The 21526-nt window shown below is 40.0% G+C and carries 15 protein-coding genes, 8 tRNA genes and 1 rRNA gene; 3 read left to right on the top strand and 21 right to left on the bottom strand.

What is annotated here, in order from left to right; genetic code table 11:
• Window positions 1-238: 238 nt before the first annotated feature.
• A 16S ribosomal RNA gene (locus LOS73_RS10195) occupies window positions 239-1774 on the bottom strand.
• Between the two features lie 617 nt (window positions 1775-2391).
• Between LOS73_RS10195 and LOS73_RS10190 the strand changes: the two genes are divergently transcribed.
• Entirely contained in the window at window positions 2392-3807 is a 1416-nt protein-coding gene (locus LOS73_RS10190; protein WP_033015470.1) for an alanine/glycine:cation symporter family protein, read from the top strand.
• Window positions 3808-4634: 827 nt separating this feature from the next.
• Here LOS73_RS10190 and LOS73_RS10185 read toward each other — a convergent pair.
• The 12 genes from LOS73_RS10185 to LOS73_RS10130 form a co-directional block, all read right to left on the bottom strand.
• Window positions 4635-4721, bottom strand: a tRNA-Leu gene (locus LOS73_RS10185).
• Window positions 4722-4759: 38 nt separating this feature from the next.
• A tRNA-Cys gene (locus LOS73_RS10180) sits at window positions 4760-4833 on the bottom strand.
• Window positions 4834-4852: 19 nt separating this feature from the next.
• A tRNA-Gly gene (locus LOS73_RS10175) sits at window positions 4853-4928 on the bottom strand.
• A gap of 49 nt (window positions 4929-4977) precedes the next feature.
• Window positions 4978-5064 (bottom strand) — tRNA-Leu (locus tag LOS73_RS10170).
• A gap of 39 nt (window positions 5065-5103) precedes the next feature.
• Window positions 5104-5179: transfer RNA gene (locus LOS73_RS10165), tRNA-Gly, on the bottom strand.
• A gap of 64 nt (window positions 5180-5243) precedes the next feature.
• Window positions 5244-5330 (bottom strand) — tRNA-Leu (locus LOS73_RS10160).
• Between the two features lie 37 nt (window positions 5331-5367).
• Window positions 5368-5441: transfer RNA gene (locus LOS73_RS10155), tRNA-Cys, on the bottom strand.
• A 31-nt stretch (window positions 5442-5472) separates the two neighbouring features.
• A tRNA-Gly gene (locus LOS73_RS10150) sits at window positions 5473-5548 on the bottom strand.
• A gap of 212 nt (window positions 5549-5760) precedes the next feature.
• Window positions 5761-6306 carry a CDP-diacylglycerol--glycerol-3-phosphate 3-phosphatidyltransferase gene (gene pgsA, locus LOS73_RS10145; protein WP_032827134.1) on the bottom strand — a complete coding sequence of 182 codons (546 nt, stop codon included), beginning with the start codon at window positions 6304-6306 and terminating at the stop codon, window positions 5761-5763.
• A gap of 42 nt (window positions 6307-6348) precedes the next feature.
• Entirely contained in the window at window positions 6349-8172 is a 1824-nt protein-coding gene (uvrC, locus tag LOS73_RS10140; protein WP_457934919.1) for an excinuclease ABC subunit UvrC, read from the bottom strand.
• Between the two features lie 10 nt (window positions 8173-8182).
• The gene (gene uvrY, locus LOS73_RS10135; protein WP_007377972.1) at window positions 8183-8833 is read right to left on the bottom strand and encodes a UvrY/SirA/GacA family response regulator transcription factor; all 651 of its coding nucleotides are present in this window, start codon (window positions 8831-8833) and stop codon (window positions 8183-8185) included.
• 107 nt (window positions 8834-8940) lie between these two features.
• The gene (locus tag LOS73_RS10130) at window positions 8941-10092 is read right to left on the bottom strand and encodes a dicarboxylate/amino acid:cation symporter (protein WP_033040692.1); all 1152 of its coding nucleotides are present in this window, start codon (window positions 10090-10092) and stop codon (window positions 8941-8943) included.
• Window positions 10093-10453: 361 nt separating this feature from the next.
• Between LOS73_RS10130 and cysK the strand changes: the two genes are divergently transcribed.
• Both cysK and LOS73_RS10120 read left to right on the top strand, forming a co-directional pair.
• On the top strand, window positions 10454-11422 hold the full coding sequence (cysK, locus tag LOS73_RS10125; protein WP_007377974.1) for a cysteine synthase A: 969 nt from the start codon (window positions 10454-10456) through the stop codon (window positions 11420-11422).
• 145 nt (window positions 11423-11567) lie between these two features.
• Window positions 11568-12002, top strand: a complete 435-nt coding sequence (locus LOS73_RS10120) for a hypothetical protein (RefSeq protein WP_033023777.1) — start codon at window positions 11568-11570, stop codon at window positions 12000-12002.
• A gap of 343 nt (window positions 12003-12345) precedes the next feature.
• Here LOS73_RS10120 and LOS73_RS10115 read toward each other — a convergent pair whose 3' ends face one another.
• The 8 genes from LOS73_RS10115 to LOS73_RS10080 all read right to left on the bottom strand — a co-directional run bounded on the left by LOS73_RS10115 (window position 12346) and on the right by LOS73_RS10080 (window position 21476).
• On the bottom strand, window positions 12346-14622 hold the full coding sequence (locus tag LOS73_RS10115) for an acyl-CoA dehydrogenase (protein WP_457934918.1): 2277 nt from the start codon (window positions 14620-14622) through the stop codon (window positions 12346-12348).
• Between the two features lie 769 nt (window positions 14623-15391).
• Complete coding sequence (locus tag LOS73_RS10110) at window positions 15392-16195, bottom strand: putative porin (RefSeq protein WP_007377978.1); 804 nt, start codon at window positions 16193-16195, stop codon at window positions 15392-15394.
• A gap of 241 nt (window positions 16196-16436) precedes the next feature.
• Entirely contained in the window at window positions 16437-16811 is a 375-nt protein-coding gene (locus LOS73_RS10105) for a PH domain-containing protein (protein WP_007377979.1), read from the bottom strand.
• The gene (locus LOS73_RS10100; protein ID WP_007377980.1) at window positions 16811-17719 is read right to left on the bottom strand and encodes an ABC transporter ATP-binding protein; all 909 of its coding nucleotides are present in this window, start codon (window positions 17717-17719) and stop codon (window positions 16811-16813) included. Before LOS73_RS10100 ends, LOS73_RS10105 begins: the two co-directional genes overlap by 1 nt.
• On the bottom strand, window positions 17716-18543 hold the full coding sequence (locus tag LOS73_RS10095) for an ABC transporter permease (RefSeq protein WP_007377981.1): 828 nt from the start codon (window positions 18541-18543) through the stop codon (window positions 17716-17718). Before LOS73_RS10095 ends, LOS73_RS10100 begins: the two co-directional genes overlap by 4 nt.
• Before the next feature lie 143 nt (window positions 18544-18686).
• Entirely contained in the window at window positions 18687-19868 is a 1182-nt protein-coding gene (locus LOS73_RS10090; protein ID WP_096793400.1) for a cystathionine beta-lyase, read from the bottom strand.
• A gap of 9 nt (window positions 19869-19877) precedes the next feature.
• Window positions 19878-20798, bottom strand: a complete 921-nt coding sequence (gene nudC, locus LOS73_RS10085; RefSeq protein ID WP_457934917.1) for an NAD(+) diphosphatase — start codon at window positions 20796-20798, stop codon at window positions 19878-19880.
• A 174-nt stretch (window positions 20799-20972) separates the two neighbouring features.
• Window positions 20973-21476 (bottom strand): LabA-like NYN domain-containing protein, encoded by a 504-nt coding sequence (locus LOS73_RS10080; RefSeq protein WP_002962844.1) that lies wholly within the window; start codon window positions 21474-21476, stop codon window positions 20973-20975.
• Window positions 21477-21526 lie beyond the last annotated feature (50 nt).

Genomic DNA, 21526 nt, shown 5'->3' with positions numbered 1-21526 from the left:
ATACTAAAGTAGATACCAATCAATCAACTCATAAGAGTTAATTAAATGGCACTCAATGGTACTGCTACCATTGTTTTTTTACTTTTGAAAACTCTTGATAAATACAATGTATTCATCAGAATTTTATTATCAGCTTTTCCAAATTTTTAAAGAGCATATTAATTAGTTATCCCGAAGAACAAGCACTAATTAACAATCATCTGTGTGGACACTACGAACAAATAAGTTCTAAATCGTATAAGGAGGTGATCCAGCCCCAGGTTCCCCTAGGGCTACCTTGTTACGACTTCACCCCAGTCATGAATCACTCCGTGGTAAACGTCCTCCCGAGGGTTAGACTATCTACTTCTGGAGCAACCCACTCCCATGGTGTGACGGGCGGTGTGTACAAGGCCCGGGAACGTATTCACCGCGTCATTCTGATACGCGATTACTAGCGATTCCGACTTCATGGAGTCGAGTTGCAGACTCCAATCCGGACTACGACGCACTTTAAGTGATTCGCTTACCTTCGCAGGTTCGCAGCACTCTGTATGCGCCATTGTAGCACGTGTGTAGCCCTACACGTAAGGGCCATGATGACTTGACGTCGTCCCCACCTTCCTCCGGTTTATCACCGGCAGTCTCCTTAGAGTTCTCAGCATTACCTGCTAGCAACTAAGGATAGGGGTTGCGCTCGTTGCGGGACTTAACCCAACATCTCACAACACGAGCTGACGACAGCCATGCAGCACCTGTATCAGAGTTCCCGAAGGCACCAAACCATCTCTGGTAAGTTCTCTGTATGTCAAGTGTAGGTAAGGTTCTTCGCGTTGCATCGAATTAAACCACATGCTCCACCGCTTGTGCGGGCCCCCGTCAATTCATTTGAGTTTTAACCTTGCGGCCGTACTCCCCAGGCGGTCTACTTAATGCGTTAGCTTTGAAAAACAGAACCGAGGCTCCGAGCTTCTAGTAGACATCGTTTACGGCGTGGACTACCGGGGTATCTAATCCCGTTTGCTCCCCACGCTTTCGTACATGAGCGTCAGTGTTGACCCAGGTGGCTGCCTTCGCCATCGGTATTCCTTCAGATCTCTACGCATTTCACCGCTACACCTGAAATTCTACCACCCTCTATCACACTCTAGTTTGCCAGTTCGAAATGCAGTTCCCAGGTTGAGCCCGGGGCTTTCACATCTCGCTTAACAAACCGCCTGCGTACGCTTTACGCCCAGTAATTCCGATTAACGCTCGCACCCTCCGTATTACCGCGGCTGCTGGCACGGAGTTAGCCGGTGCTTCTTCTGTCAGTAACGTCACAGCTAGCAGGTATTAACTACTAACCTTTCCTCCTGACTGAAAGTGCTTTACAACCCGAAGGCCTTCTTCACACACGCGGCATGGCTGCATCAGGCTTGCGCCCATTGTGCAATATTCCCCACTGCTGCCTCCCGTAGGAGTCTGGGCCGTGTCTCAGTCCCAGTGTGGCTGATCATCCTCTCAAACCAGCTAGGGATCGTCGCCTTGGTGAGCCATTACCTCACCAACTAGCTAATCCCACTTGGGCCAATCTAAAGGCGAGAGCCGAAGCCCCCTTTGGTCCGTAGACATTATGCGGTATTAGCAGTCGTTTCCAACTGTTGTCCCCCACCTCAAGGCATGTTCCCAAGCATTACTCACCCGTCCGCCGCTCGTCAGCAAAGTAGCAAGCTACTCTCTGTTACCGCTCGACTTGCATGTGTTAGGCCTGCCGCCAGCGTTCAATCTGAGCCATGATCAAACTCTTCAATTAAAAAGTTTTATGTCTTTCGACAGCTCAATGAATTCTGAATTTTTTAATATCTTTCGATATTGAATTGACTGTGCCGAATAATTACCGAAATAACTATTCTGTTGGTCACTCAGTTTTCAATTGAGACTCTAATTTGTTTGCCTCGTTACTTGCTCAATAAAGAACGAAGTAGTTTGGCTGTTAGAACTCAATCTGTACGAGTGCCCACACAGATGATTGCTTTATATTGTTAAAGAACGTTTTGAGTCGCTTTAGCGACTCAAGGGATGCGAATAATACACCCTTTATTTTTCGAGTCAATACTTAGTTTTAAACTTTCTTTTTAGAAGATTTAAAACCGAAGTTTTATTTAACTCTCTGAGAAGTTCGTGCCTCGCTATGCGTTGGCGTTTCCCGTCTCAGTGGGGTCGCATTATAGGGAGCGGCGGATTTTACGCAAGCGTTATTTGCATAAAATAGTAATTAAAATTAAGCCCCAAGTAAGCGCACATGATAAACACAAGTTACCCATAAAACCCTGTTGATAACTCTGTTTTTGAACTTTAAAACTAAACACTTTTATCTTGATGTGATAAGTTGCGGTCACTTTTTTTAACTCATGTATTTAGGCAGTATCCATGACAGACATAATAAATAGTATAAGTGCCCTTCTATGGGGGCAAGTTCTCGTCTACTTATTAATAGCAGCGGGCCTCTTCTTTACTTTTCGACTAGGCTTTATTCAATTTGTGCAATTCCCACATATGTTCAAAGTTATGTTTGGCTCTCGTAAATGTGCCGACAACGAAATTTCATCTTTTCAGGCTTTTTGTACTTCATTAGCTGCACGTGTTGGCACGGGTAACATGGCTGGCGTTGCTGTTGCTTTATATTTGGGTGGCCCAGGTGCTATTTTTTGGATGTGGACTATAGCCTTAATTGGTATGGCTACAAGCTTTGCCGAGAGTACCTTAGCACAAGCTTATAAAACAAAAGACGCCGAAGGCAATTTTAGAGGTGGCCCTGCTTATTATATGCAAAATGGTTTAGGTAAACGCTGGATGGGCGTTTTATTTTCGTTATGTTTAATTTTAGCCTTTGGTTTAGTATTTAACGCCGTACAGTCGAACTCTATTGCTGCAGCATTTGAAGTCGCGTTTGATGTACCTAAGTATATAGTAGGCATTTTCTTGGTTATTGGTTCTGGCATCATTATTTTTGGTGGCCTAAAAACCATTTCACGTTTTGCTGAAATGGTTGTGCCATTTATGGCATTAGCTTACCTGCTGGTTGCTCTTTATGTATGCGCCACTAACTTTACTGCTCTACCAGATGTGCTAGTGCTTATCATAAAAAGTGCTTTTGGTATTGAACAAGCTGGTGCTGGTGCTATTGGATACGGTGTCACACAAGCGATGATCCAAGGTATAAAGCGTGGCTTATTCTCAAACGAAGCCGGTATGGGTAGTGCAGCTAACGCCGCAGCTACTGCGACGCCTTACCCTCCTCATCCTGCATCACAAGGTTATGTGCAAATGTTAGGTGTATTTATCGATACTATTGTTATTTGTACAGCGACTGCTTCTCTTATTTTACTATCGCAGCAATTAGTACCTGAATCTGGTGTTATGGGGATTGAACTTACACAAGCAGCATTACAAGAACACGTCGGCGACTGGGGTACTTACTTTATTGCTATTGCTATATTGTTTTTTGCTTTTACTTCTATTGTGGCTAATTACTCTTACGCTGAAACAAATTTAATGTTTTTAGAGCACAACTCTAATAAAGGTATGTTTATCTTTAGACTGGTGGTTTTAGGTATGGTGATGTTTGGTGCTGTTGGTGAGCTTGGTTTAATTTGGACGCTGGCAGATATATCAATGGGCTTAATGGCCATTGTCAACGTTATAGCGCTATTTATGCTTTCAGGTGTTGTTGTATGGCTTTCAAAAGACTATAACGAACAACACAAAAAGGGCTTAATACCCACCTTTGACAAAAGTAAGCATCCTAAACTTGCTAAAGAGGTCGATCCTGAGGCCTGGAAATAAACAACAACCAGCGAGCTACGGCTCGCTTTTTTAGTTCTAAAATAAAAAGCACTTACATTAAGTCACTCTACCCTTTATAAATGAAAAGCAGTTACGGACGATATGTACTATATAGATATTATCTAATTATCAGCTTAGATAAGACAACCTACAAAAAATAGGTGTTCAATGCCAATAATTCTGCATAAGTGCTTTATTGATTGCCTATTTTGAGTTTTCACCATAACTCTAGACTTACTATTACCCGTGATTTTTAACTTCCAATGAACATGTATTACTAACCAATTCGATAATTATACCAACCTGCATAAATCTTTGAGCAATTTAACAAATTAAATTGCACTATAACGTCGTTAAAAAATTTTTATTTAGAACAACCAGATACAAAAACTTTTGCCTAGTTCTAGCGTAATTTTCTTAACGTTAAATAGATCCTATATATAAGCGGATTGGTATTACTTTATGCTATCAGTACATGAGTGCGTGATCTTTGCTTTCAAGGCTGTTTGCTCTAGATATGTAAATTGCTTTACTGTTTTAAATTATCTAAAGCTCACGGTCTATTTTATGGGTTGACATCATAAGCCTATGACGATTAGCCCAATTCAAAGTGCACAATTAGTATTAGGTGCCACGCGTCACTAAGGGTTGTGTGGCTGGTTTATTTGAGACGTTATAAGATTGGGTTTAGAGATATTACATTATGCATATCAAGATAATATAAATCATAGAAAACATAAAAATAGTAAATCAGGTTCTTGCTGGATATTTTTTATATATTAGAAGGTGTATTAAATGGTTTTTAAGCGGAGTTCTTAATATAAAGATGGTGCCCGAGGCCGGACTTGAACCGGCACGACTTGTTAGTCGAGGGATTTTAAATCCCTTGTGTCTACCAATTCCACCACTCGGGCATCGAGTTTGCTAATTAAAGCGTGTGGAGTAAATTATATGGAGGCGGAACCCGGAGTCGAACCGGGGTAAACGGATTTGCAATCCGGTGCATGGCCACTCTGCCATTCCGCCTAAATGTTTCCAAATAATTTGGAGCGGTACACGAGGCTCGAACTCGTGACCTCGACCTTGGCAAGGTCGCGCTCTACCAACTGAGCTAGTACCGCAAAATACTATTTTATCAACTTTAAATTATCTTGGTTAAAAAATTTAAAGTGGTGCCCGAGGCCGGACTTGAACCGGCACGACTTGTTAGTCGAGGGATTTTAAATCCCTTGTGTCTACCAATTCCACCACTCGGGCATCGAGTTTGCTATTTAAAGCAAGTGGATAAAACTAATATGGAGCGGTACACGAGGCTCGAACTCGTGACCTCGACCTTGGCAAGGTCGCGCTCTACCAACTGAGCTAGTACCGCATCATATTAATTCTAAATTAACCATTTTATAAATTACACTTGGTAATGCAATTAAACCACAAAGTGGTGCCCGAGGCCGGACTTGAACCGGCACGACTTGTTAGTCGAGGGATTTTAAATCCCTTGTGTCTACCAATTCCACCACTCGGGCATCGAGTTTGCTAATTAAAGCGTGTGGAGTGTTGAAATGGAGGCGGAACCCGGAGTCGAACCGAGGTAGACGGATTTGCAATCCGGTGCATGGCCACTCTGCCATTCCGCCCCAGTACGGGGTATTAACCTTAAGATAAACTTGGAGCGGTACACGAGGCTCGAACTCGTGACCTCGACCTTGGCAAGGTCGCGCTCTACCAACTGAGCTAGTACCGCATTTTATTTATCAGTTATTTGAATTAGCACATGATGATTTATGTGAAAATTCAGGTAACTGATTAATTACCGTTTCGTTTATCTCGGGGGCTATGCCCTCTCAACACGGACGCATTCTACAGAGATTATTAAACGCGTCAATACAAAAAATGCTAGTTTTGAACTGTTTGCTTGTTTTTTATCTAAAACGGTGCGTTATTATACATTTAGAGTTAATTTTTAGTCAATTCACCCCATGCTGCACGTAAATATTGCATCATAGAACTCAAGGTTAAAAAGGTCGCAATGTACAGTAGTCCAAAACTTAAATAGTTCATCCATGTATCATATTGCCAAATCAAACCGATAATGGCTAACATTTGTGCAGCCGTCTTGATTTTACCCATGTTTGATACAGCGACATTACCACGCTTACCCTGCTCTGCCATCCATTCACGAAGTGCAGATATGATAATTTCACGGCTTATTATAATAAGAGCAGGTATAGTCATGTACATTGACTGGTACTGATCAGATAACGCTACAAGTGCGGCACATACCATTACTTTATCAGCAACGGGATCTAAAAAAGCACCAAAAGGGGTTGATTGCTCAAGCTTTCTTGCTAAATAACCGTCTAGTATATCGGTGATTGATGCAAGCCAAAAAATAAAGGCGGCAGCAAAAAAAGCCCAGCTATAAGGCAAATAAAATATCACCAAAAAAACGGGGATAAGAAAAAGTCTAAATGTTGTGAGTGTGTTTGGAATATTCCACATAACTACTTGGATATGTCTTTTTTGCTATATTCGCATGTAGGGCTAGCCCTTGTCATGCAAATGGTTAAATATCTTCTCAGCCATGTCAGGGCTGATCCCAGGAACTTTCTTTAACTGTTCTATATTAGCAGCTTTTACTCCCTGCATGCCCCCTAAATATTTTAATAATGTTTGCCGACGCTTAGAACCGACTCCATTTATTTCTTCTAGTAGTGATTGCGTACGTTGTTTTTGGCGTTTATTACGATGCCCTGCAATTGCAAAACGATGAGATTCATCACGTATATGCTGTATTAAATGTAGCGCAGGTGCATCTGAATCCATAGGAATGGTTTTTCGACCACCGTCAATTAGTAGTGTTTCAAGACCGGGTTTACGGCTAGTACCTTTAGCGACACCTACTAATAAAGGCATTTTTGTATGTGGCCAGTTAGAAAAGTACTGCTCCGCGCGCCCCAGTTGCCCCTTACCACCATCAATAAAGATAACGTCTGGAATTTTGTCTTCATCTACTAATTTGTTGTAACGCTTATTAAGTGCAAACTCCATTGCAGCATAATCATCACCACCGGTTATACCCGTTACATTATAGCGCCTATACTCTTTTGTATTTGGGCCTTGTGAGTCAAATACAACACAACTTGCAACAGTGTTCTCCCCCATAGTGTGGCTTATATCAAAACACTCCATTCGGGTAATATCATCAAGTCGCAATGTTGCTTTTAATTGTGCATAACGTTTATTAATAGAGTCTTGGGTACTTTGCTTAACTGCAATACTGTTTAATGCATTTTTATTGGCCAGTTGTAAGTATTGAGCACGCTCACCACGGGTAACTACTTTAAGTGTTACTTTGCGCTCACTTATTTGTGTGAGTGCTTCACCGAGTGCCCCGCTCTCTTCTATTTCAAACGGTAATATGATTTCTTTTGCAATACGCCCTGTTGCTCCAGGCGCTAAATAGTACTGTCCTAAAAATGAGGTCAATATTTCTTGCTCGCTTGAATCTTTAGGTACTTTTGGAAAATACGTTTTACTACCCAATACTTTGTGATCGCGGATCATTAATAAATGAATACCATTTAAACCATTTAAATGAGCAAAACCAACTACGTCCATTTCAGCAAAATTACCTGATATAGACTGTTGCTCCTGCATTTTACGAAGTAGCATTATTTGGTCGCGAACTTTTGCCGCCAGTTCAAAATTTAATTGTAGGCTGGCTGCTTCCATTTTTTTTATTAAATCAGCAATAACTTCGTGAGATTTACCCGTTAAAAACTTACGGACATAGTCAACTTGCTCGCTGTAATCATCATCCGTGACTTTATTTACACACGGAGCTGAGCAACGCTTAAGCTGATATTGCAGGCATGGGCGGCTTCTTGCGCGGTAATAAGCATCTTCACATTGACGAACAGGAAATATTTTTTGCATTAAGCGCAAGCTTTCAGATACAGCTCCTGCACTAGGGAATGGCCCAAAGTATTCGCCTTTAATTTTACGACTACCACGATGAAACGCTAAACGAGGGTGTTTATGGCTCGTTAGTAAAATATAGGGATACGACTTATCGTCGCGTAATAATATGTTATAGCGAGGCTGATATTTTTTTATTAGATTATTTTCAAGCAGCAGCGCTTCGGTTTCAGTATTAGTAAGTGTGACGTCAATATCACAAATATTACTCACTAAAACGCGTGTTTTACTGTCGGTAATGTTACTTCTAAAGTAACTGCTGACACGCTTTTTTAAATGCTTGGCTTTACCAACATAAATAACTTGGCTATCACTATCAAGCATACGGTAAACACCAGGCTCGCTTGATAGCGTTTTGAGGAAATGTACGTGATCAAATTCAGACATAAATTATAGGTTAGTACGACACGTCTATATCAATCATTTTATGACGAATAGCTAAGTGGGTAAGCTCAACATCACCACCTACATTAAGCTTTTCAAACATACGGTAACGATAGCTATTTACTGTTTTAGAACTTAGGTTCAAACGTTCAGCTATATCTTGTGCTTTTTCACCTTTGGTGATCATAAGCATAATTTGCAGCTCACGTTCAGATAAGCTCTGAAAAGGGTTTTCATCTGTACGGCCGGTCACTTGCGCTAGCGCTATTTGCTGCGCTATTTCAGGAGCTATGTATCGCTGACCTGCATGAACACAGCGAATAGCACGCACCATTTCGTCAGAACCTGCACCTTTAGTTAAAAAGCCATGCGCGCCAATTTGCATTACTTTACTAGGAAATGGGTCTTCGCAATTAACAGTGAGCACAATAATTTTTACATCGGGACAGTAACGACAAATCTTTTTAGTCGCTTCTAATCCGCCCATACCTGGCATGTTCATATCCATTAATACGATGTTTGGCGCATGCTGACGGCAAAACTGTACAGCCTCTTCGCCGGTTTTAGCTTCGCCAATTACTTTAAACCCTCGTACGTCATCAAGAATGCGCTTGATGCCTGTTCGTACAAGTTCATGGTCATCAACTAAAAGTACATTAATCAATGGAACATCCTCATTTACCTAACAACATGCAATTTAATAAATTAATTTGCCACAGTAACATATATAAAGCGAGACAATAACTAATATTATTGTCTCAATCTAATAGTTTAATATGATTTTTTATCGCTAAAACGATCAACCCATAATGCAATGATACCATCACCGGTTACATTACATGCAGTACCAAAGCTATCTTGTGCTAAATAAAGAGCAATCATTAATGCAACAGCTCCTTCATTAAACCCAAGCATGCTTGTTAATAAACCAAGCGCCGACATAACTGCACCACCTGGAGCACCCGGTGCTGCTATCATAACGACACCGAGCATCATAATAAATGGCAATATCCCCATTAATGAAGGTACTTCCATGTTTGGCGATAAAAACATAACAGCCATTGCACACGTTACAATAGTAATAGTTGAGCCAGATAAATGAATGGTTGCACACAGTGGTACGGTAAAGTTTGCTACATCTTCTTTTACGTTGTTTGCTTTACTTGATTGTAGCGAAACTGGAATTGTTGCCGCACTCGACATTGTCCCCAGTGCAGTAAAGTAGGCAGGTAGCATATTTTTAACTAATTCGATTGGATTACGTTTTAACAATATACCTGTCGCTATATATAAAACGCTTAACCATAACCAATGCATAACAAGCGCTGCAATTAGTACTACACCAAATGTTTGCAATGTATCTACCACTGTGCCTGCCACCGTCATTTCGGCAAATACACCTGCAATGTAAAATGGTAAAGCAGGAATAATTACCTTTGATAGAAGCCCATCAATAACATCACGCCCCTGATCAGACACTTTTTTCAGTGTACCTAGCTCTAATTGGCTCATGCCAATACCAAATACAAAAGCAGTTACCAACGCGGTCATTACCCCCATCAATGGTGGAATTTCTAAATCAATAAAGCTACCTATTTCAGTAGCAACTTCTGCTTCAAACGTAATGCTTCCACTTAAAAAAGGAATAACGGCACTCACTAATAAAAATGCAAGTGTACCGGCAATAATTGTAGAGCTATAAGCAAAGCCGACGGTTTTGCCAAGTAAGTGCCCTGACCCTTTTGGTAGGCCTGCAATACCCGATGCAATAAAAAATAAAATAATAAGTGGAATGGTAAAGGAGATAATTTGACCAATCAGCTCTTTTACTGTGAATAAAAGTTCAACACCCGTTATAGGTACGTAAAGTCCGACTAAAATACCGGCCACAATACCGGCAATTAATTTTAAGATTAACTTCATTGTGATTGCTTAATTGAATTTAGATACGTGTTTTTATCATGTTTTACCTAGCTTGTGTCATAAAACTGTTCAAGTGAAGTTCATTTGCACAAATAAACATCAATTGCACTTATTTTAAGTTAATTTTTAACTTAAATTGCTCAACTAATCATCTCTCACTTACTTTAAAAATTTAGTACACACCTTTAATAACTAAAGTATCAGCTATTGTGGATTTTAATTTCACTTAGTTATAAGCTCAATAGATATATGTTATAGCCAAACTTTACTTTAGTTTTTTTAAACTCTCAGTAAAGTGTGTCTATATAGTTAGTGGCAAAGGCTATTAACACGTTGATCAGATTGTATCCAAAGGAACATTATGTCTACTATTTTTGAAGATAACTCACTAAGTATTGGTAATACGCCGCTAGTAAAACTTAACCGTGTTACAGGTGGGAATGTATACGCTAAAGTTGAATCTCGTAATCCTAGCTTTAGCATCAAATGCCGTATTGGTGCATCAATGATTTGGGAAGCTGAAAAATCAGGTCAGCTTGTTGAAGGTAAGGAGCTTATTGAACCAACATCGGGTAACACCGGTATTGCACTTGCATTTGTTGCAGCAGCACGCGGTTATAAGTTAACGCTTACTATGCCTAATACTATGAGCCTAGAACGTCGCAAGCTATTAAAAGCATTAGGTGCAAATCTAGTGCTTACCGACGGTGCTAAAGGTATGAATGGCGCAATTGAAAAAGCAAAAGAAATTCAAGCAACGGCACCTGATAAATATATTTTATTACAGCAATTCGAAAACCCTGCAAACCCTAAAATTCACTTTGAAACAACAGGTCCTGAGATTTATGATGCGCTTGACGGCAAAGTAGACTTTTTTGTAGCGGGTGTAGGCACTGGTGGTACTATTACAGGTGTTAGCCGCTTCCTTAAAACAGAAAAAGGTGTAAACGTTAAGTCTATTGCTGTTGAGCCAACTAACTCTCCTGTTATTAGCCAAACGCTTGCCGGTGAAGAAATCAAACCAGGCCCTCATAAAATCCAAGGGATTGGTGCAGGCTTTATTCCTGGCAACTTAGATATGGATTTAATTGATGGTGCAGAGCTTGTATCTAACGAAGACGCAATAGCTATGGCGCATCAATTAATGAAAAAAGAAGGTATTTTGGTGGGTATTTCATCAGGTGCAGCCGTTGTTGCAGCTAAACGTATCGCAGAAAAACCTGAAAACGCAGATAAAAATATTGTTGTTATCCTACCTAGTGCAACTGAGCGTTACTTATCAAGCCCAATGTTTGATGAAGAGTTTAGTGAACAAGAGCTAGTACAGTAATCTACACATGTTTAAAAAGGATGCTTATGGCATCCTTTTTTATTATTTATCGAAAGATCAGCCCTTAAATATTGCCTCCCTCTTTACATATTCATAATTTAGCCACACACTTTAAAAAGCTTAATCAACAACAATAATGATAACAATGAAAAAACTACTAACTATTCTAAGTGTCATAACTTGCCTATTTATTGTAGGTTGCGGCGACGATGCCAAAATATCTAGCGATAGTCCAGGTGATACAGCAACCGCTTATTTTGATGCACTTTATAACCAAAAAGACCTTCAAAAAGCCAGCAAAATGGCAACACCTAACCTAACTCGCATAATGAAATCTTACGGAACAGCTAAACAATTCTCTCGTAACTTGATAAACATGCAATATGATGAGGTAGTTATTGAAGTCGACATGTCAAATATGAGTTTACGAGAACAATATGGTGATAAAGCTAAAATAAATTTGATTTTTACTGGCACCCTAAATGGCGGGAAAATTGATGAAATGCGCAGTGTTAAAATGCTTCGTAAAAAAGGAAAATGGTACGTAGATAAAATAGTTGCCGACCCGTACGCTCGTTAAAATAAATGTATTACACATAAAAAAGGCCTTACATTTGTAAGGCCTTTTTCGCTTTAGCTAGGGCGTGTTGATCTTTGTGGATTGAAGTTTGTTCAATCTAGGGGCGATTTAATCGCGGCGCGAGGTTTGTAACCTAGTGGGCTAAGTAAAAACCGAGCAACAAAGAGTTAATCGTCCCTAGAAAGAACCCAAAGGGCAGCGCATGTTTGGCATTTATGCTGCGTTATCGCCCATTTATGGGGAATAACCACACTACATAGGCTCTGCCTTGCCTAAAAACCAAACAGCCTGCTGCAAATTCAACCACGAAGGGTCAACACGCCCTAGTATTTAAAGTACTGCGCTACAGCTCACCTGGTTGAAAGTTATCAACTGCAATGGCTTTCATTCGTAACTTATTAGCATGATGCATAGCATCAGCATCCGTTTGCTCTAACAACTTATTTTCAAGTGCATAATTTATAGCGCCTTCAATATCAAGCGTTGCAGGTACACTGCCCTTACGCTGCCATTGTTTTAGGTCTTTAAACTGCGCTTGCATATCATGCATAGCTAAAAATGCACTTTCCATTACCCCTGTACCTGCATTTTCATCTACATAACATAAATGCGTTAAGCGGTTTCTAAATACTCCAGGTTGAGTCATACGCTCGCAAATACTTTGCGCTATTTCATCACTTGGTCTGTGGTAATGATTTCCAAGCGGGAACACGATACGTTTAAGGGTAAAATTAACAACCGGATTTGAAAAGTTTTTAAAGAAGCCATTAAACGCTTGGCCAATTTCAAATAATGAGTTCTCAATTGCATATTTTACAAATGGTAAATCAGCTTGTTGGCGCCCTTCGTCTTCATAACGTTTTAAAACAGTTGATGCTAAGTACAAATGACTTAATACATCACCCAAACGTGCCGATATCATTTCTTTTCGTTTAAGCTCACCGCCAAGCATTAACATAGCCACGTCTGTGCAAATAGCTAAGCCTCGGCTCATTCTGCTCAGTTGCTTATAATAAACAGCCGTTTCACCACCTACAGGCGCTTTAGCAAAATAACTACGTGTTAAGCCATGCACAAATGCCATACCTGCATTACTTGCTGCAAATATTATATGGTTCATTAATAAACCATCAAATTGTTCAAGTGCTGCGTCGTCATCTTCCATTGCAGCGGCTTCCATTTCTTTTAAAACAAATGGATGACAGCGTGTTGCACCTTGGCCAAATATCATTAAATTACGCGTTAAAATATTCGCGCCTTCTACCGTAATTGATACCGGAATCCCCATATAACCATGCGCCAAATAGTTATTAGGCCCTACTTGAATTCCTTTACCTGAATGAATATCCATTGCATCGTTCATTACCGTACGACCCATTTCAGTCATATGGTATTTAGCAATCGCTGTTACAACCGACGGACTTAATTTTAAATCAATCGCACCTGCGGTCATTAATCTGCACGACTCCAGTGTGTAAGTTAAACCACCAATACGCGCAAGTGCCTCTTGCACACCTTCAAATTGCCCTATAGATACACCAAACTGCTGGCGTACCATGGCGTATGCCGATGTCATTTTTGAAGCTAAGTGCCCGGTTGCTGCACTTAATGCTGGTAGCGATATACCACGCCCTGCACTTAAACACTCAACAAGCATTCTCCAACCACGTCCTGCGCACTCTTGTCCACCAATAATCCAATCGAGTGGTATAAATACATCTTTACCGTACGTTGTGCCATTCATAAAGGCCATATTAAGCGGATAATGACGCTCACCCGTTTCAACACCCGGATGATCGGTTGGTATAAGCGCACACGTAATACCCAGCTCTTTTTTATCACCTAATAAAGCATCTGGATCATACATTTTAAACGCTAAGCCTAGTACAGTAGCCACTGGTGCAAGTGTAATGTAGCGCTTTGACCAATTTAAACGCAGGCCTATTACTTGCTCGCCATTGTGCTCCCCCATACACACCACGCCTGAATCAGGAATGCTGCCAGCATCAGAACCCGCCTCTGGGCCCGTTAATGCAAAACAAGGCACATCTGTGCCATTAGCTAAACTTGGCAGCCAACGATCTTGCTGCTCTTTAGTACCATAATGAAGAAGCAATTCGCCTGGACCTAAGCTATTAGGCACCATAACAGTGACGGCGGCAGTTAGACTTTTAGTCGAAATTTTTGACACTATCGTTGAATTAGCAATTGCGGAGAACTCACGCCCCCCAAATTTTTCAGGAATGATCAGTGCAAAAAAACCTTCTGTTTTTAGGTAATCCCACACTTCTTTTGGTAAGTCTTTGTCTTTTTGTACAATTTGATAATCATCAAGCATCGCCAATAAGGTTTCTACTTGGTTAGCCATAAATGTGTTTTCTTTATCGCTAAGCTCTGGTTTAGGAAAGCGGTGCAGTTTTTGCCAGTCTGGGTTACCACTAAATAACTCACCATCCCACCAAACATCACCTGCTTCCATCGCCTCTCGCTCTGTTTGCGATAGCGGCGGAAGTACCTTTTTGAACATTTTAAACGTGGGTCTACTGATCAGATTAAGGCGTATATCTTTAACTGCAAAAATAACCACCACCACAACCAGTAAAATAATAAATACTGACATGCGCACATTCCTTACACATTGAATTAAATAGTAGCTCAATTATGACCCATCTTAGTTTAAATACAATCCTTGCGCAGTGACTCTATTGCCTCAACGCATTCATTCTATTATTTAAAAATTCACTACTATTATCTTTGATCTAAATAAGCTGGGTTATGGATAATAAATCTATCTCAAGCAGCTATTTTCAGCGCTAACTGTGTTGAATTTACTTGCAATAGGCCCGCTGTTGACGCGTAAATTCGCCTTGTTTTCACTGAAAACCTCTGGCTAGAGAAAATAAATTTAAATATCACCATGATTCAATACGTTACTAAATCTCTTAACCAGAGTTCAGGTTAAATAATAAATTAAGGAATATCATAGATACGAGAGATTCAACACAAATTAAAAAGCCGTAACTGCTTAAGATGCAAATGCATTTATAATAAAAAACAGAAAAAGAACTGAACCGTGCAGTGCGATACCAATTCCATTAAGTATGTGATCTAAATTTTACGCCGAAAAATAATTCAGTTCTAGGCGTAAATTGATGTAAATGGTTGTTCCCTTTGCGAAATTTACAACAAAGAAATGGGTTGTTTTTAGCAAGTAAAATAGATCAGCTATTTATTGGAATTGGTATGAATATACGCAAACTTGAAAAACTCAAAAGAAGTACACGCGAAGCAAAATGAAGGCCGTAACTGCCGCTGATAAATAGTGCTAAACGCAAAAGCCCGCTCAATTGAGCGGGCTTTTAGTATTATATTACTAATTTACAGCTGAATTAGAACTGTAAGCTTACATTTGCAAAGTAAGCATCATAATCAGAATCATCCCAGTTATTGCCATAACCTACTTCTAAACCAACATTGTTGTTGAAAAAGTGTTGAGCACCAAGAGTGTAATCATCATTTTTATTAACTGTAACAAAAACCGATGTTGCTTTGCTGAAATAGTAGTTAGATGCTAATTCCCAGTTACTTGAACCGCCATCAACATCTTCAAATTTACCTTCAACAGTTAAGTAGTTACCTTGTTGTAAATCAACAAAGTACTTTGCTGCTACTGCACGGTAATCAAACTCATCATCTGATGTTACTGTAAAGCCGATGTAATCAGTGCTGTTTAATTCGTGGTTATATGCTAAGTCAAACATAAAATGATTGTCAGCATCTTCGAAATCTACAAACGTTGCTTTTAGTACAAGGTTTGGATTAAAGAAGTAACCAGCAGAAAGTTCAATTACATCCGTGCTTGAGCCAAAATCACTATCGATATTATTGTACTGTGCACCTAATACAAAATCTTCTACAAAATACTCACCGCCAACGCGAGTAACATCTCCAAAGTCATTATCACTGTATGCACCATAAACATTTGTTTGCTTATTGATGTACTCAAATTGATCGTAAGGACCTAAAGTCGCTTTTGGAGAAAAATAATAAGTTGAGTCAACGCTCACCGTGTCATTACCATCAGTGTCCATGTATCCTACATGGCTGATTGATTGGTAAGTATCTGCGGCCATTGCAGTGGTTGCAGCGCTTGATAATAAAATGCTCGAAATAATAACGGCTAACTTTTTCATTTTTAATTTCCCTATGTATATTACTTTTTACGCTCTAGCTGTGTTGCTAAAGTCGGGGCACATCCTAGCGCCTAAAAACTGAATCAAAACTGAACGGCAGCTCAACTAACCACCTGTATTTATTAGATAAATTATAAATTATTGTTACTAAATGTTAACTTAGAGTAGTTGCTACATTTAGTCAACAACTACTTAAAATATGCATCAATGAAAAAGCCAATAAATACAATGCAATTTGTACCTAAAGTGCATGTTGACTAATAATTCGATAAACATCATTAATGTTATCGCCAGACTTAAATTCTTTACTAATTGGTGTAGGATCAGAGCCAACCCATATTTTTAGCTCGGCATCTAAGTCAAAATGGCCTGCACTTTCTTTACTAAACTTCGTTATTTTAGAGTAAGCAATGCTCACCATTTCCATTTTAGAGCCGGTCATACCTTGCTTATCAATTAAAATTAAGCGCTTATTAGTAAAAATAAACATATCACGTACTACTTTATATGCTTTTTCTACTTGCTCGCCGTCAATTAATGTATTGGCGAGGATTTTTTCTAAATCAGAATCGTCAACTTCACTTGCATTACCCATAAGTCCGCTAAGTAAACCCATTATACTTTCTCCTGTTTAAATATTTGATTCTCTAATGTATGACCATTAACTAACTGCCTGTACTGCCAGTGTTGTTGATGACAAAAATTCAGTAGTGCAATATCAAGTGGATCGCTCGTTGGCTGATACTCAACTACATATTCTTTATGTTGGCTCATATACACACGACTCACACCTGCAATTGCTTGAAGCTGTTGCTCAACATTTTGATAAGCCTCGCTTAGCATTAATGTATAAAAGTGTTTATCTGTATTATTAGTTTTTGTTTGATGCTCGCTTAGTACGCCTTTATCTAAATGAAGTACCTGTGAGCATAGTCGCTCAAGCTCTGTTAAATCGTGAGAGCTTAAAATAAATGTAGCCTGCTCACTTAATTCAGATACAAGCTCACGTACTTCTCTGGCATGAATCGGATCAAGCCCTGCGGTTGCTTCATCAAGCATTACAATTTGTGGCGCGCCAATAAGTGCTTGCGCTATCGTAACGCGCTTGCGCATACCGTGCGATAAGTCCCCTGCACGCTGCTTTGCAATTTCTTTTAAGCCAACCAAATCAAGTACACGTAGCGCCTCAGTTTGGCTTTGCTTTGCCCCCATACCTTGTAGCTTTGCATAAAAGGCGAGTTGCTTGTCTATGTTAAAGCGGGGGTCAAGTTGTGCGTCTTGCGGTAATGCACTTACTTTATTAAATAAAGCAGCACTACCAGGTTTATGCCCTAATATTTCAAGGCTGCCTTTACTTGGTGCTATATAGCCGCACAACAAACTAAATAAGGTAGTTTTACCCGCACCATTTGGCCCAACAAGCGCCACTGGCGCGCCTTTGTTAATTTCAAAGTCCACATTATTAAGCGCAAGTTTTGCACCATACGATTTACTCAAACCGCTAGCTGTAATTAATGGTCTCATAGTGAGCTCCTTGCAAAAATACGTTGAGCAACGCTTAGTAGCACTGCAGTTTGCACAAGGGGAATAGCCACAGCGCTCAATAATGGTAAATTTTGCCCCGCTAATAGCTCTAATTGCACACCCGGAAATAAATAATCAAGCAAGCCTAATGCGGGTATTTGCCATTGTAGTATTCCCACAACAATACCGCCTGCTGCAAAATATAAAATTGCCAATACAATAGATAAACGCGATGAGCGAGCAAAGGTATTAATTAACGTCATAAGTGCTACAAATGGGCACAGAGTAATCACTAATATTAAAAATATAGAAAGCGCACGAGCAAAACCACCAGCCAGTAAACTTGGATCTCTAAACCCTAGTACCGCGAGCGTAGCCACAAGCGTTATACCCACCAAGCAGGCTAATACTCCTAGCTGCCCTAAAAAACGGCCAAACAGTATTTCAAAGCGAGTGGAGCGCAGTGATAAAAACCTTAGTGTGCCGCGCTCTCTGTCGCCTACCGTTTGGTCGCTACAAATAAATAAACCAAAAACAGGAAAGCTATACAGGGCTATTAACCAGTACATAGCAAATTCGGCCTCAGGCCAATCCAATAATTTACTTAAACCAATAGAACCTGATATATCACGGGCTATTTGCTCAAAATCGGGCGCACTTACAATGCCTACTGCCTGCCCTATTGGGTAGCGCAGTATTATTAGCCACACCAATGCAAAGGCAGCTAATGCAATAAGTCCACGTTTAGTTAAAAACATACGTACAAGCTCAAATCCCGCTATTTGCGTTAATCGCCCTACGTTTATCGGTAATGGTGTTGCCATTGACTATCCTTAATGACTTTTTATTTTCTGTGTATTTATCCACACTAAGTGTAAACACCTTGAATTACCAGCAAAAAAAAGCTCACCTGTGGTGAGCTTTGTAACAATACATTTAAATGTAACAACATAAATTGCGATATAAATTATAAATACTGCTTATAAACCTCAAGTGCTTGGCTTAAATCGCTAATTAAATCTTCAACATCTTCAAGGCCAATATGCAGGCGAATAACGGGGCCTAAATCCCAACCTGTATTTGAGCGCAACCCTTTCATAGTTAAATTAGCCGTTACTAAGCTTTCAAAACCGCCCCACGAAAAGCCCATTTTAATATGCTCAAGGCTATCTAAAAATGCATCAATCGCTTTTTGATTGCCGGTTTTCATAACAAATGAAAACAACCCATTACTGCCATCAAAGTCACGTTTAAAGAACTCATACCCTGGGCAGCTTTCAAATGCAGGGTGTCGAATATGATCAACAAGCTCATGTTTCTCAAGCCATTTAGCTACTTCTATTGCTGCTTTTTCATGTTGATTTAAACGCACAGCCATTGTACGCAGGCCTCTAAGTGCTAAATACGCATCATCGGCACTGGTACATTGCCCTAGTAAGTATGAGTTTTCGCGTAAGGTTGGCCAATACTTTTTATTAGCAACAGCCACCCCCATCATCACGTCTGAATGGCCAACAATATACTTTGTTGCAGCTTGAATACTAATATCAACACCGTGCTCTAACGGGCGATAATGCAAACCGTTACCGTAGGTATTATCAAGCATGGTCATTACGTTGTGCTCATTGGCTACTTTTACCATAGCGGGCACATCTTGCACTTCCATCGTAATAGAACCTGGAGATTCTAAAAACAACACTTTAGTATTTGGCTGAATGTAATCTTTAATACCTGCGCCAATGGTTGGCGGGTAATAGGTTGTTGTAATGCCCAGCCCCACTAAAATTTTATCGCAAAAATCGCGAGTTGGTTCGTACACGTTATCAACCATTAAAATATGATCACCGGTTTTTAAAAACGATAAAAATACTTGGCTGATCGCCGCAGCGCCACAAGGGTACAATGCACACCCTTCGCCGCCTTCAAGTTCTGTAATCGCTTCTTGTAGCGCAAAGTGTGTTGTTGTTCCTCGGCGCCCATAAAATAACGTTTTATCGCCACGGGTTTTAGCTGCTTCTTTTAAATCTGCTACGGTATCAAATACAATGGTAGATGCACGCTGTACAACGGGATTTACTACGCCATGTGTATAGGCTTTTTTTCGCCCTGATGATACTAGCTGAGTGTTTTTATTACTTTTACTCGACATTGTTAATCCTTAAGGGTTTGTGCGCCAATGCTCAATTAAATAACGAGAGATAGAATCGGTTCTAGGCAGCTTTAAATGCTCGCCTTCTTCGTGCCAATTACCAAATTGCTCTAAGTCTTCACGGCTAAACCATTTTGCATCGTCTAGCTCTTCTTTATCTACGTTAATTTGCTCAGATGTCGCCTCTGCAAAAAAGCCAAGCATAATTGACGATGGGAACGGCCATGGCTGAGATGCAACATACCTTACGTTATCAACCTCTATGCCTGCCTCTTCTTTAACTTCACGCGCAACAGCTTGTTCCAGTGTCTCCCCTGGGTCTACAAATCCAGCAAGCGACGAATACATACCAGTGGGCCACGCAGCTTGGCGACCTAATAAACAGCGTTCTACTCCGTCAGCAAAGACTTTAGTAACGACCATAATTACCGCAGGATCGGTACGCGGGAATGTAGGATGCTTACAGTTTTCGTTTTCACATATACGAGAATGCCCTGCTTCCACTGAACGGTTTTTACTACCGCAGCGCCCACAAAAGCGGTGCGTGGCATGCCAATAACATAACCCTCTCGCAAGGGCTGCTATTGAGGCATATTTAATGGTTACTTGAGGCCCATATTGGCGAATATCAAAAAACTGAGCGCCCTCTATTAAAGGCGAAAGTACGCTTTCATCCAGATCAGAAACATCCAATGCAAACACACCATGTTTAGCATTGTTTAAACCAACAAAAATAGCACTCGTTAAATCTAAATGCGCCACTTGCTGATACGTTAAATAGCTTACTTTAGGGGTATCTTTAATAAATAGGGTTTGATTATTTTTAACTAAAACCCATTTACTTTGCGCCGACATTTGCGCTTTAAGCCACGATGGGTCTTTACGAAAATTTGAGCCTCTATCTAGTGGCATGTTGCTATAATGAAGCATGTAAGTCCTTGGTAACTCGTTATGCTTTAAAATTACCATAATCATCTAGCAAACCCAATTGATTACAGTAATAAAAAAAGCCTATATAAGGCTTAATTCATCTATTACGGCTTTGTATTAAAATCTCTCATGTTGCAGGCACTTAGCTTGCACTTTTTTAACTATTTTTTACTGTTAAAGTAGCAAAGTATTATCAATTAAATGAAATTGCTCTGCGCTTTGTTTTAATACCTCAGCAGTTAACCTGTCAGCACCGTATACATCGCACGGTACATTATATTGATTTTTTAAATGCCCAAGTAACAAAGCAAAGTCACCATCGCCAGAGAGCAAAATAACTTTATCAAGATTTTTACCCTGCTCTAACATGTCTATTGTTATGCCTACATCCCAATCGCCTTTAGCACTTCCATCACGGCGTTGAATAAATGGCTTTAGCTTTACCTCAAAACCAATCGCACGCAAAATATTTTGAAACTGATTTTGCTTTTCATCTCCTCGATAAATTGCATACGCAAAAGCACACTCAATATTGTATTGCGCCTCCATCATTCGCCAAAACGCATTGTAGTCAAAATTTTTCCCGTAACTCTCACGGCACGTGTAATAAATATTTTGCACATCAACAAAAATACCGACCCGTGGTTTCGTGCTTTGCTGCTCGTTTTGTAAAGTCATTTAGTGTCCTAGTGAGGATTAATAGCAATAGAAGTAACGTTATAAAATAA

It is taken from the genome of Pseudoalteromonas sp. SCSIO 43210, from assembly GCF_054133285.1.
The sequence above is the reverse complement of the archived record's forward strand: the minus strand, read 5'-3'. Positions and strand labels throughout refer to the sequence as shown.

Excerpts from the sequence above, each read along its gene's own strand:
- LOS73_RS10090 (WP_096793400.1), bottom strand. The coding sequence starts at position 19,868 with ATGTCGAGTAAAAGTAATAAAAACACTCAGCTAGTATCATCAGGGCGA.
- LOS73_RS10115 (WP_457934918.1), bottom strand. The coding sequence starts at position 14,622 with ATGTCAGTATTTATTATTTTACTGGTTGTGGTGGTGGTTATTTTTGCA.
- LOS73_RS10100 (WP_007377980.1), bottom strand. The coding sequence starts at position 17,719 with ATGAGACCATTAATTACAGCTAGCGGTTTGAGTAAATCGTATGGTGCA.
- cysK (WP_007377974.1), top strand. The coding sequence starts at position 10,454 with ATGTCTACTATTTTTGAAGATAACTCACTAAGTATTGGTAATACGCCG.
- LOS73_RS10080 (WP_002962844.1), bottom strand. The coding sequence starts at position 21,476 with ATGACTTTACAAAACGAGCAGCAAAGCACGAAACCACGGGTCGGTATT.
- LOS73_RS10110 (WP_007377978.1), bottom strand. The coding sequence starts at position 16,195 with ATGAAAAAGTTAGCCGTTATTATTTCGAGCATTTTATTATCAAGCGCT.
- uvrC (WP_457934919.1), bottom strand. The coding sequence starts at position 8,172 with ATGTCTGAATTTGATCACGTACATTTCCTCAAAACGCTATCAAGCGAG.
- LOS73_RS10095 (WP_007377981.1), bottom strand. The coding sequence starts at position 18,543 with ATGGCAACACCATTACCGATAAACGTAGGGCGATTAACGCAAATAGCG.
- LOS73_RS10105 (WP_007377979.1), bottom strand. The coding sequence starts at position 16,811 with ATGGGTTTACTTAGCGGACTTATGGGTAATGCAAGTGAAGTTGACGAT.
- pgsA (WP_032827134.1), bottom strand. The coding sequence starts at position 6,306 with ATGTGGAATATTCCAAACACACTCACAACATTTAGACTTTTTCTTATC.
- nudC (WP_457934917.1), bottom strand. The coding sequence starts at position 20,798 with ATGCTTCATTATAGCAACATGCCACTAGATAGAGGCTCAAATTTTCGT.
- LOS73_RS10120 (WP_033023777.1), top strand. The coding sequence starts at position 11,568 with ATGAAAAAACTACTAACTATTCTAAGTGTCATAACTTGCCTATTTATT.
- LOS73_RS10190 (WP_033015470.1), top strand. The coding sequence starts at position 2,392 with ATGACAGACATAATAAATAGTATAAGTGCCCTTCTATGGGGGCAAGTT.
- LOS73_RS10130 (WP_033040692.1), bottom strand. The coding sequence starts at position 10,092 with ATGAAGTTAATCTTAAAATTAATTGCCGGTATTGTGGCCGGTATTTTA.